Annotated in this window: 9 protein-coding genes; all 9 read left to right on the top strand. The window is 54.0% G+C overall.

Annotated elements, in window-relative coordinates:
* The first annotated feature begins 18 nt into the window (after positions 1-18).
* The 9 genes from ACZ439_RS03380 (at position 19) to ACZ439_RS03340 (ending at position 11,989) form a co-directional block, all read left to right on the top strand.
* Positions 19-1,113, top strand: a complete 1,095-nt coding sequence (locus ACZ439_RS03380; protein WP_054797264.1) for an ABC transporter ATP-binding protein — start codon at positions 19-21, stop codon at positions 1,111-1,113.
* A 3-nt stretch (positions 1,114-1,116) separates the two neighbouring features.
* Positions 1,117-2,847 (top strand): ABC transporter permease, encoded by a 1,731-nt coding sequence (locus ACZ439_RS03375; RefSeq protein ID WP_464620623.1) that lies wholly within the window; start codon positions 1,117-1,119, stop codon positions 2,845-2,847.
* 143 nt (positions 2,848-2,990) lie between these two features.
* Complete coding sequence (locus ACZ439_RS03370; RefSeq protein ID WP_054797236.1) at positions 2,991-5,525, top strand: NEW3 domain-containing protein; 2,535 nt, start codon at positions 2,991-2,993, stop codon at positions 5,523-5,525.
* 74 nt (positions 5,526-5,599) lie between these two features.
* Positions 5,600-6,334, top strand: coding sequence for a creatininase family protein (locus ACZ439_RS03365; protein WP_054797237.1), 735 nt, complete (start codon positions 5,600-5,602; stop codon positions 6,332-6,334).
* A gap of 28 nt (positions 6,335-6,362) precedes the next feature.
* Positions 6,363-7,871, top strand: a complete 1,509-nt coding sequence (gene argH / locus ACZ439_RS03360; RefSeq protein WP_054797238.1) for an argininosuccinate lyase — start codon at positions 6,363-6,365, stop codon at positions 7,869-7,871.
* Positions 7,871-8,860: an N-acetylglucosamine kinase gene (locus ACZ439_RS03355; protein WP_464620622.1), complete on the top strand. Its 990-nt coding sequence runs from the start codon at positions 7,871-7,873 to the stop codon at positions 8,858-8,860. The genes argH and ACZ439_RS03355 overlap by 1 nt, the downstream gene beginning before the upstream one ends.
* A gap of 25 nt (positions 8,861-8,885) precedes the next feature.
* Complete coding sequence (locus tag ACZ439_RS03350; RefSeq protein ID WP_054799786.1) at positions 8,886-9,635, top strand: PIG-L deacetylase family protein; 750 nt, start codon at positions 8,886-8,888, stop codon at positions 9,633-9,635.
* Between the two features lie 94 nt (positions 9,636-9,729).
* Positions 9,730-10,971: an MFS transporter gene (locus ACZ439_RS03345; RefSeq protein ID WP_464620621.1), complete on the top strand. Its 1,242-nt coding sequence runs from the start codon at positions 9,730-9,732 to the stop codon at positions 10,969-10,971.
* 73 nt (positions 10,972-11,044) lie between these two features.
* Positions 11,045-11,989, top strand: coding sequence for a hypothetical protein (locus ACZ439_RS03340; RefSeq protein ID WP_127606411.1), 945 nt, complete (start codon positions 11,045-11,047; stop codon positions 11,987-11,989).
* Positions 11,990-12,126 lie beyond the last annotated feature (137 nt).

Genomic DNA, 12,126 nt, shown 5'->3' with positions numbered 1-12,126 from the left:
AGCCGGGGGGTTACCGTTTTGATTGATGTGACTTTGGAGCATGTAGGCAAGCTGTTCGGCACGGTCAAGGGCGTGGACGACGTCCATATCCAAATTAAGCCGGGGGAATTTTTCACGTTTCTGGGACCGAGCGGCTGCGGCAAAACGACGACGCTGCGTATGATCGCGGGCTTCTACATCCCCAGCTCGGGCCGAATTTTGTTCGGCAACCGCGAGGTCACGGGGCTGCCTCCCCACAAACGCAATACCGGTATGGTGTTTCAAAACTACGCGCTATTCCCCCATTTGACGGTGTTTGAGAATATTGCCTTCGGTCTGCAAGTCCGCAAAAAATCGAAAGCCGAAATTAAGGAAAAAGTGGAACAAGCTCAAAGATTGGTTCATCTTGAAGGATACGGCAGCCGCCGAATCGATCAGCTGTCGGGGGGCCAGCAGCAGCGTGTCGCTTTAGCGCGCGCATTAGTCATCGAGCCGCAAATCTTGCTGCTTGACGAACCCTTGTCCAATTTGGACGCCAAGCTAAGGGAAGAAACCAGACTCGAAATCAAGAGGCTTCAGCTGGAGCTCGGCATCACGACGATATACGTCACGCACGACCAATCCGAAGCGATGTCCATGTCGGACCGCATTATGGTCATGCAAGGCGGAGTCGTGCAGCAGATTGGAAGCCCTCAAGACATATATAACAAGCCCGTCAACCGGTTTGTCGCTTCGTTTATCGGCGAGACCAATCTATGGGAGGGAACGGTGGAACGGGTGGAGGACGGAGAAGCCTGCGTGCGCTTGACTCCGGATACGGTCATCCGGGGTTACTGCCGGAACGCATCCTCCGGGAACGTCATCCGACCGGGCTCCCGGATTACCGTTTCCGTCCGCCCGGAACGAATTCGCGAAGCGGATGCCGGTTCCGCGGATGAGACGAATACGGTTCAAGGCGATGTGGTGATCTCCGAGTTTACCGGAGTCAGTATGAATTATATAACGGAAACCGGCTTCGGCCCGTTGAAGGCGATGTTCCTGGGTCAAGGACACAATCTGAAGGCAAGCGGCGACCGGGTTTTCTTGATCATCCCGAAAGAGAGCGTCTATTTCTTAAATGACGGGAGGGAGTGACTGATGAAGACGCCGTTGGAGCCGGCAGCCCCGCCCGTCAACCGCTGGACGCTGCTCACTTCGTCCCGTTATTTCATTTATGTGCTTGTCGCCCCCTTGTTCCTGGTGCTGCTTGCTTATGTGGTGTTTCCGTTTTTTCAAACGTTTGTCGACAGCTTTAGGATTCAAGGGCAATTCTCGATGCAAAATTACGCCAAGTTTTTCAGCCTGAAGCATTCCGCGAACCTGGAGGCGCTTTGGACCTCCGTTTACATTTCCGTGATTAGCGTCATCACCTGTGCGATCGTCGGCGTCACGATGGCTTTTCTGCTGGAGCGGTACGAATTTCCGGGCCGCCAAATGTTAACGGTGCTGGCTATGGTGCCGATGGCGCTGCCTCCTTTAATCGGGGTGCTGTCGTTTACCTTTTTATACAGCGAAAGCGGAATTATTCCCCGCACATTGAAGCTGTGGTTCGATCTGGAGCAGGTTCCTTTTTCGTTAAAAGGTTTCTGGGGCGTTATTATGGTTCATACGTTCACGATGTACACGTATTTCTACATGACCGCCTCCACGGCGATTAAAGGTCTGGACCCTTCTCTTGAGGAAGCGGCCGCCTCGTTAGGCGCAGGACGCTTGTACGTATGGAGACGCGTCATCCTGCCGATGCTGACGCCGGCGATGGTTGCCTCCTCCTTGCTGGTATTCATGATCTCGATGGCTTCGTATACGGCTCCGCTTATTTTCGGCATCGACCGTACGATGACCATGCAAATTTATTTGTCGCGGACGAACGGCTCTCTGGATATGGCGGCGACGCAATCCACGATCCTATCGATCGTATCGATCCTCTTCCTGCTGCTGATGCGCTGGTATCAAGGGCTTCGCAGCTACCAGAATGCGAGCAAGGGGGTCAGCATTCACCGGACCGAAGTCAAGAGCGCGCTAGGCAAGTATACCGCTATGGCGCTGTCGACGCTCGGCGTGACGATCCTGCTGCTGCCCATTCTCGTGCTCGTGCTTATTTCCTTTTCCGTGGACGGGACGTGGACGTACCAAATCCTGCCGCCGGAATATACGACCAGACACTATGTAGAGCTGTTTACCGACAGCAAAACGTGGAGACCGATAGCGAATTCGTTCGAGATGAGCGCGATTGCCACCCTCGGCAACGTCCTGTTCGGCGTAGCGGCTGCGTATGCGATGGTTCGTCTGAAATTTAAAGGTAAATTTCTGCTCGACCTGCTGATCATGCTGCCTTGGGCGCTGCCCGGTACGGTCGTAGCGGTCAATCTGATTTCCGCGTTCAGCGAACCGTCCGTTTTCTCCTTCAATCAGGTGCTGATCGGGACGTTCTGGATTTTGCCGATGGCTTATTTCGTCCGGCATTTGCCGCTGGTCTTCCGCTCTACCTCGGCGACGCTGATGCAGATGGACAGTTCGGTAGAGGAAGCCGCACGGAATTTGGGCGCTACGTGGTGGTACAGCTTTCGGCGCGTTGTGTTTCCGATGGCTTTAAGCGGTATTCTCGCGGGAACGCTGCTCGCTTTCGTGCAGGGCATCGGGGAGTTCGTTTCTTCGATCCTTCTGTTTACGAGCAGAACGTCGCCGATTTCGGTAGAGATTTTCCAGCGTATGTACGCCTTTGACTTTGGTACCGCATGCGCCTATGGGGTGCTGCAAATTGTACTGATCGTTATCGTTCTGTTCGTCACCCGTAAAATGACCGGAGGCAATGCCGGGACCGCCATCTAAGGGGCTCCCGGAGGCACCCTTGTTCGCCAACCATTCGTTCGATCATCTCGCGGTGAATTCCTAGGGTTCGAATGCCGCGTTGTGATATAGGGCGGGAAACGGCCGTTTCCGCTTAATTAGGAAGGGATATAAGGAGGAACAGGATGAGTCTACGTGCACGCGTTACGAAGAAATATGTATCCGCCGTTACCGGTCTTGCCGTGGCAGGCACACTAGTTCTGTCGATGGCACCCGCGCCGGCGAATGCGGATCGTGGAGTCGTGGATCTGTGGAAGTCGATCAAGCCGTTAACGACCGTCGCTTCCGCCATGAACACAGGCGCCCACCCGGACGATGAGCACAGCGCGACGCTGGCTTACCTTTCTTTGGGCAAAGGGGTGAACACTTACAGTATCATCGCGAATCGCGGCGAGGGCGGACAGAACGAAATCGGCAGCGAGCTGGGCAACGCTCTCGGCATCATACGGACCCGTGAATTGCAGGAAGCCTCCAAAATTACGAATGTCTCGCTCCGTATGCTGAGTGAAACCATCAACGACCCGATCTATGATTTCGGTTTCTCCAAAAGCCCGGATGAAACTTTGCTGAAATGGGGAGATTCGGTTGTCTACGAACGGCTGATCAGGCAAATTCGCGAGCTGCGTCCCGACGTGGTCGTGCCTGCCTTTCTGAACGAAGATTCGACCCACGGGCACCACCGGGCTATTAATGTGATCACGGTGAGAGCTTATCAAGATGCCGCAGACCCGAAAGTGTTCCCTGAACATTTACAGAACGGGCTGCAGCCTTGGCAAATTAAAAAACTGTACGTGCCGGCAAACGACAAGACATACAGCGTAGCCGTTCCCGTGGGAGATTACGATGAAATTTACGGCGCCTCCTACACGCAGCTCGGGGAAGAATCCCGCTTCATGCATAAGAGCCAGGGCATGGGCCGCCATGTGGATGAAGGTCCGATCAACAGCTATTATACGTTATTGCAATCCACCGTACCCGGTAAGGAGAAGGAAAAGGACTTCTTCGAAGGGATCGCTTTTACGTTTGAAGATTTGGCCAAAGAGCTGGAAGCGAAAGGAAAGGATGCTCAAGTTGTCAAGGATTTGCGCAGGCTGCAAACCGATGCCGATCAGGTGATTGCCGCTTATCCCGCGTTTTCCGAAGTTGCCGGGAAAGTGGAGGCCATGAAAGCCGGCGTTCAGAACGCTTTGACGGATGTAGCGAAATCCGCTTTGGATCAGGCGACGAAATATGATCTGACTTACCGTCTGCACGTGAAGGAAGAACAGTTGAACAAAGCAAGCATGGAAGCTGCATCTTTGGTGGCCAAGGTGAAGCCGGAGACCGGTGAGCTCGTGCCGGGCCAAACGACGAAAATAACGGTAACCGCCTATAACGGCGGGAAGGTGCTGCTGAAGAACGTTACGCTGAAGCTGAACGTTCCGGAAGGATGGACGGCCAAGGCGGCGGGCAGCAACGTTGTCGGGCTTCTCGCTTATAACCAGACGGCTTCAACGGTTTTTGAAGTAAACGTGCCGGAGGACGCGGCGGAATTTAAGCCTTATGACAAACCGATTATTACCAGCGATGTCGAATACGAAGTGAATGGAGTGAAGAACAAGGTTCAGGTTGTGCCGCCCAATGCGGTCGCCGTGCTTCCTCCGTTCTCCATGTCACTCAGCCCAAGCGCGGCGATCTTGAATACATTGAAGACCGATGAGCCGATTCCTGTGAAAGTGACCGTGCGCAACTACAACCCGGGCGCAGCCAAGGCATCCATTTCGCTGAAGCTGCCGGAAGGCTGGAAGACGGATGCGGCGCAGGAACTGAGCTTCGCGGCCAAAGGGGAAGTGAAGTCCGTAGGCTTCTCGGTCGTCCCTGCTGCGCAAGTGGCGAACGGCAGCTACACGATTCAAGCCGTGGCTACGAGCGGAAGCAGCCAAACCTCGAGAGGCGCACAGGTGATTCAATACGCTCATATCGGCAAAACCTATATGCTGCAGCCTGCGGAGGTGAAGGTGGAGGCCTTCGATCTGGAAGTGCCGAAAGGCTTGAAGGTCGGCTACGTATCCAGCGGGTTCGACAACATTGACCAATACCTGCAGCAGGTCGGAGTCGACGTAACGAAGCTGGAGGAGAAGGACATCCAGTTCGGCGATTTGTCTTCCTATGACACCATCGTTCTGGGCATTCGCGCCTATGCTTTCCGGCCGGAATTGATTCCAAGCAATCAGCGGCTCTTAAGCTACGTGGAAAACGGCGGCAATCTCGTCGTACAGTACCATAAGCCGGAAGACAAGTGGTCGCCGGGCTTGGCTCCGTATCCGATTAAAATCGGAGAACCGTTGATTAAATGGCGCGTTACGGACGAAAATTCCAAAGTGACCCTGCTGGCGCCGGATCATCCGATGTTCAACTATCCGAACAAAATTACGGATGCCGACTGGAATAACTGGATTCAGGATCGTTCCGCTTATAACCCGGCGGAATGGGGTAAGGAGTACACGGCTTTAATTTCCAACGGCGATCCGGGAGAGAAGGAATTTACCGGCACGTTCCTGACGGCTCCATACGGCAAGGGCATCTATACGTACAGCTCTTTGGTCTGGTATCGCGAAATTCCCAGTCTTGTTCCAGGCTCGATCCGGTTGTTCGTTAACATGATCTCCCAACATCAGTAAAGGCGCGAACCGGAGGACCTTCACGGGTCCTCCGGCATTCGAAAATTTCAGGTGAAGCGAGGCAACAGGAATCCATGAATGTAATGACGATCCACGGAAGAGATGCCGGGAAGCTTATGGCACAGGCACGATTTGCCGTTGTGCCTTTAGGGTCGATTGAGTATCACGGGCCGCATTCCCCGCTGGGAACGGATGTCCTGCTGGCTCAAGGCTTTGCCGAGAGGATCGATCCGGACCTGCAGCCGTTGGTCTATCCTCCCGTACCCTATACGGCCTGCCCCGGTAAAACTCGTGATTACCCCGGGACGATTTCCATTCGACCGTCCGTATTCATCGAGTATTTGACGGACTTAACCGAGGGCATCTGTTCCTCGGGAATTCGCCGCATTCTGCTGCTTAACGCTCATGATGCCAACATGGGGCCTTCCAGAACCGTCGCGGAAGCCGTGACGGCCCAGTACCCCGACGCCGGCTTTTTATTGGTCAATTGGTGGCAGATGGTGGAGACGGGGCTCACGGAGCGGAAGGGATTGTTCCACGGAACGGCCGGACGCGGGCACGGAGGTCCTTATGAAATGTCCGCGGTCAAAGCGATGCATCCCGGCTTGGTCGAAGTGTCCGATTCCGACGTGGAGTTAGATTCATGTCCTCCTTTATCGCCGCTGCCTTATGTGCTCGTAGAAGGCAAACCTCAAGGCTGGGACGGCTATACAGGCAGAATCAAGCAAACTTCGCTGGAGGCCGGCAAAGTCATTGTGGAGGAAGCCTCGCGCCAGATGAACATGCTGATCCGGAACTGGCTGAAATGAGTAGAAAATAAACGGGAGGAATAGCCGTATGAGCTGCAAAGATCAGATTATCCAGTCGGAAGGTCATCTGTTTCCTGGGAAAACCTATGCCGAATGCGTATTGGAGCCCGCCTTTAACGAAGCCAAGAAGCATCTGCTGGGTCCGATGATGGCGATTAACAAAGCCCATCTCATCATGCTTGCGGAGCAAAAGCTTGTATCCCCCGAAGAAGCGGGGGCGATCGCCAAGGCTCTTCACGGGATCGATCTGGATAAACTCAGGCAATGCTCGTACACGGGACAATTTGAAGACCTGTTCTTCCAGGTCGAACATGAGCTACTGGACAAAGCCGGGGATATCGCCGGCAATTTGCATCTGGCCAGAAGCCGCAACGACATGGGCATCGCCATCTACAGGATGACGCTGCGGGAGAAGCTGCTGGTTACGGTATCCTCCGCCTTGTACTTAAAGGAAAACCTGCTCGCTTTCGCCGAGGAGCATGTCCATACGATCATGATCGGCTACACGCATACGCAGCAGGCTCAGCCTACTACTATGGCTCATTACACCATGGCCGTCGTCGATTCCTTAAGCCGGGACGTAGAAAGGATGTTTCGCGCCTACGCAAACTGCAACCGCAGTTCCATGGGCGCGGCGGCTTTGACGACATCCGGTTTTGCTATTTCCCGGGAAAGAATGCGTGAATTGCTCGGGTTTGACGGCTTGGTCGAAAATTCTTATGACGCGATCGGAGGAGCCGATTATGTGGCCGAGATCTGCACGGCGGCTCAGCTGGCTGCGATAAATCTGGGCCGTGTCGTGCAGGATCTGCTGCTCTGGTGCACGCAGGAATTCGCCGTGCTTCAAGTATCCGCTCCATATGTGCAAATTTCATCGATCATGCCGCAAAAGCGCAATCCGGTTTCTCTAGAGCATATGCGCTCCCTGCTGTCCTCCTGCGTGGGCAGCGCGAATACGGTACTGACGATGATTCATAATACGCCTTTCGGCGATATTGTCGATACGGAGGACGACCTGCAGCCGTATGCCTGGAAAGCGCTGGCGATTCTGGATAACATCTATCGGCTGTTGGCTTCTGTAATTGGCACCATGGAGGTCAATAAAGAGGTGCTGCGCAAACGAACCGAGGGCAGCTTCGCTACCGTAACCGAGCTTGCCGACACCTTGGTGCGAACGGACGGGCTGTCCTTCCGCAAGTCCCACCATATCGTAAGCGGCATCGTAAACAAGGCGCTTGCGCAGGGCTTGGCGGCTAACGACATTACGCTTGGACTGGTGAATGAAGCGGCGCAAGACGTGATCGGCCGCAGCGTTACTTTGAATGAGGATCAGCTGAGGCAAGCCCTGGATCCCGTTCATTTCGTCACGATCCGTTCGCTGCCGGGCGGGCCGAGTCCCCTTGAGATGGAGCGCATGATCGCAGACCGGAGGGAGCGGCATATCAGCCATTTGGAGTGGACTTATGCGTCCGAAGAAAGATCCCGTCAGGCGCTTCAACATTTGGACACGGTCATTCAAGACTGGAGCCGGTCTTAGTGGGCGCGCGGACATTCTCTCTGCTGGCCGTCGATGGCGGAGGCACGAAGTGCCGTGCGGTCGTTGCGGATGTTCGGGGCGGTTGGCTCGGTGAAGGTCGGGCCGGCTCCAGCAATTATCAAAGCGTCGGCCAAGACGCGGCCGCGCGGGAAGTTTCCCTTGCCGTGAAGGCGGCTTTGACAGACGCGGGTTATGCGCCGGAGCGGGACGGAAGCGGCGGCGTCAAGCTCGGCTGTGCGGTATTTGCTTTGGCGGGGCTGGATACGGAACAGGATCGGACTGTGCTGACGGCATTGGTAGTGGAAGTTCTTCACGGGCTGGACATTCAGGTTGACCGGTTAATCATTGAGAATGACGGCTTCGCCGCTCTGCTGGGAGCAACCGATGGGGCGCCCGGCGTTCTCGTTATCGCCGGCACCGGATCGATCGTGTACGGCGTGAATAAGGAAGGGATGAACTGCCGGGCGGGGGGCTGGGGACACCTCGTAGGCGACGAAGGCAGCGGCTACTGGATCGGCAAAAAAGCCATCACGGCGGTTATGAAAGCCGAAGACGGCCGGGGGCGTCCGACCCGGTTAACGGAACGGCTCCTCTCCCATCTCGGCTTGAATAATGCCGAAGAGCTGTACAATTGGACCTTCTCTCCGGAATATTCGGTTGAACGGGTAGCCCAGCTGTGGGAAGTCGTCAGCCAAGCCTTGAACGACGGGGATGAGGCCAGCCGCTTGTTAGTTGAAGAGGCGGCTGATGAACTGTACCGGGGAGCGTCTGCCGTCATCCGCAATTTGAGTATGGAGAACGAGAAATTTTCCGTTATTTTGCAGGGAGGCGTACTGCAAAACGCGCCGTACTTGCGAGGGCTGATTTGCGGGCGGATCCGTTCCGATTTTCCTTCGGCTCAGTGGGATTCCGCCAAGAAAGAACCGATTTACGGCGTTATTTCCATGGGACTGGCTCATATACGCCAAATAGGGCTGCACGAATCGTAGCTCCAATCTTATGGAGGTGAATGGCATGGAAAACAAAAAGAAACTGCTCTTTATTTTTGCGCATCCCGACGATGAATCGTTTGCCTGCGGGGGGACGATGGCCAAATGCTCCGGCATGGGTCATGAGCTCGTTCTGGTATGCGCCACATCGGGTTGTAAAGGCAGATGCGGCCCGTTTTCCTTCCAAACGCGTGAGCAATTGGTTGCCCATCGGGAAGGGGAGCTGAGGCAGGCCTGTCATATTCTTGGCGTCTCGAGCTTGATTCTTTACCGGTATCCGGACGGATATTTGAAGGACCAGGACCGCACGGAACTGATCGGGAAATTGAAAGACACGATTGTCGATCAGCAGCCTGACGTTGTCGTTACTTTTCCGCCGGACGGGGTTACGGGACATCCCGACCATATCGCGATCTCGGAAGCTGCGGAGCAGGCGATGCTGCTGGCGGAGGAGCTGCTTGCACGGAACCGGCTCCCGGCGTTCTATTATTCGTCGATTCCTCATTACTATAAGCACTGCGCGGACAAAGGCCCGAACCGGTTATTTCCGATTACCGGCAAGGTCGATATTCGTGAATTCCGCGCGATCAAGGGACAGGCGCTGCAAGCCCACCAAAGCCAGGTTTACTCGGTTAATCGCGCTTACCCCGGCGTCATGGAGGGCGACTTATCGGTCATCGGACCTTATGAATACTTCACCCTGGTTCGTCAACATGGACAACCGGTACCTATAAACAAGGATGTCAAGGACATTCCGCTCATGGAGCTGATCTAAAACATTCCATGCGGGTATTTCCGTTTAGGGATGCGTATTCTTGTCAAAAATGAGATACTAAAAGCACTTATAGACGGGGAAAAGGGGCCTGAACATGAATAAAGCGGGTTTGCTGCGTGAACCGAAACAACGGAAGCTGCTGTTCAGCGCTGGACTTAGCTGGTTATTCGATGCGATGGAAGTCGGGATGATCTCATTTATCGTTGCCGCGCTAGCTGTCGATTGGCATTTAAACGCGCAGCAGGTTGGATTTCTGACAGCGGTTAATTCAATCGGAATGGCCGTCGGAGCGGCCGTGGCGGGCTCGTTTGCGGATCGGTACGGACGCCGGGCCGTGTTGCTCTGGACGCTTCTCATTTTCTCTGCCGCAAGCGGGCTGTCCGCCCTGGCGACCAGCTTTGCCGTATTGTGCGCGCTTCGCTTCATCGCAGGCTTCGGATTAGGCGGGGAGCTTCCGGTCGCTTCAACGCTTGTCTCCGAGTCGGTGCCTGCCCATGAGAGGGGGCGTGCCGTTGTGCTGCTCGAGAGCTTCTGGGCCGGCGGATGGATCGTCTCCGCACTGATCGCCTATTTCATCATTCCTCATTATGGCTGGAAGACTGCCTTTATCATCGGCGCTTTACCGGCATTATACGCTTTGTACCTAAGACGGGCGATACAGGATTCGCCTCGTTATACCGCGCAGCAAGACCGAAAGCTGTCGTTTAGGGAGCGGCTGGCTTCCGTATGGTCATCGTCGCACCGCAGATCCACGATCACGCTCTGGATCTTGTGGTTGATGGTCGTATTCTCCTATTACGGCATGTTTCTGTGGCTTCCGTCCGTTATGGTGATGAAGGGCTTTAGTCTCGTGAAAAGCTTTCAGTACGTCTTCATCATGACGCTTGCACAGCTGCCCGGATATTTTACCGCCGCTTACTTGATTGAAAAGCTCGGCCGAAAGTTCGTGCTCGTCACCTACCTGCTGCTTACGGCTGCCAGCGCTGTATGGTTCGGTAACGCCGGTACGGAAGCGATGCTGATCGCGGCCGGGGCTTCCCTCTCCTTCTTTAACCTTGGGGCCTGGGGAGCCATGTATGCCTACACACCGGAGTTGTACCCGACGGCAGTCCGCTCCACGGGTGTCGGGCTTGCGGCTGCCTTCGGACGGATCGGCGGTGTAATGGGTCCCTACCTTGTAGGCATACTGATAGCACAAAACGTTGCGCTTAGTTCGATATTTATAATATTTTTCGTTGCCATTATTATCGGAGCGCTTGCCGTGTTATTCTTCGGAAAGGAAACAAAAGGGACGAACCCGGATCAAGTCGCCGATGAGCGCAAGGGCAGGCAGTGAAACAAATAGGCCCGCGATCTCGTCTGAATTTGGAAGGGTGACGATAATCGTATAAACGGAGAAGGATTACAGGATGCAAAATCGGATAAAGACATTGGAATTTAAAAGAAAATGTTTGGAATTTCATTATAGTCAAGCGGCAAATGCGGCTAACGCATTGACGCCTGATCGTTTCCATGTATGCGTGAGCGAGTTTGCAGCTATGATGGAGGTCATGCATACCTGTATTGAAATCGCCAGATCTTGTGTATTTGATAATAACGCTGTTGATTTCAAAGCGTATCTGAAAAGCATGGATGATGAAGTGAAAGCGGAGTTGCTTTATATACAGCAATGGGTTGAAGCCAACAGAGTCGATCATCTCATTCATTTGCGGGAAACCCCTGAATTACATGCGGTCATCAAGCCGCTGCCTAAGCGTCATGAAACCGGATATTACCAACAAAGGGAATTAGTCCCTTATATGATGAAAGTAAAAGGTTTGGCTGAACAAGTCATATCCGATTTGATGGACCTGTACAGGCAGGATCATATAAGCTTTGATCAAAGCTGGAGAACGGTTGATGTGTACAGAAGTTCTCTGGCTTGTAAAGCTTGCGGTACGCAGGTTACAAGGACGCTAAGGCACCTGGGGGATTTGAGAGAAATTTCTTTAAAAGAAAAAGAAAGTTATGTACCGCGGTTTTCCTATGTTTATGGGCATGAAATCATTAGGGCCGATCTTCTTCCCTACCAGGGTGCGAATGAAATAACGGATGCTGAACTTATCGTCCATATCGAAAGTCTGGATACGACGACAATCCGAAAGACAGCGGGCGGATGCTGCGGTCCTGATGCATCGGTTTTTAATATTTTTTGTAAAAACGGACATCCTATCGGAAAAGAAGGTTCCGATTGCTGGATGCCGCACTTTATACGCATTCCTTTGCAAGGTATCAAGAAGCATGACCTGATCAGATCGAAAGTTCGTCAAATACAGTCTCCTTCCCGCGCTCAATCGCAGAGGATTAGCCCATAAGGACCTGGCGGTGATCTTCCGCCAGGTTTTTCTTCGTTCGCGCGCCTCGCGCCCAGCCAGTAGGGGCACAACTAACGGGAGCGAGTCCGGTCGAGGCAAGCAAGTGTCCAAGTGTCCCCGGCTTGTCATCCGTTGAC

Source organism: Paenibacillus sp. JCM 9796 (genome assembly GCF_055379675.1).
This window is presented reverse-complemented; position numbering and strand designations above follow the sequence as displayed.

Coding starts and splice junctions, on each gene's coding strand:
- ACZ439_RS03365 (WP_054797237.1), top strand. CDS start 5,600: ATGAATGTAATGACGATCCACGGAAGAGATGCCGGGAAGCTTATGGCA.
- ACZ439_RS03375 (WP_464620623.1), top strand. CDS start 1,117: ATGAAGACGCCGTTGGAGCCGGCAGCCCCGCCCGTCAACCGCTGGACG.
- argH (WP_054797238.1), top strand. CDS start 6,363: ATGAGCTGCAAAGATCAGATTATCCAGTCGGAAGGTCATCTGTTTCCT.
- ACZ439_RS03350 (WP_054799786.1), top strand. CDS start 8,886: ATGGAAAACAAAAAGAAACTGCTCTTTATTTTTGCGCATCCCGACGAT.
- ACZ439_RS03345 (WP_464620621.1), top strand. CDS start 9,730: ATGAATAAAGCGGGTTTGCTGCGTGAACCGAAACAACGGAAGCTGCTG.
- ACZ439_RS03340 (WP_127606411.1), top strand. CDS start 11,045: ATGCAAAATCGGATAAAGACATTGGAATTTAAAAGAAAATGTTTGGAA.
- ACZ439_RS03370 (WP_054797236.1), top strand. CDS start 2,991: ATGAGTCTACGTGCACGCGTTACGAAGAAATATGTATCCGCCGTTACC.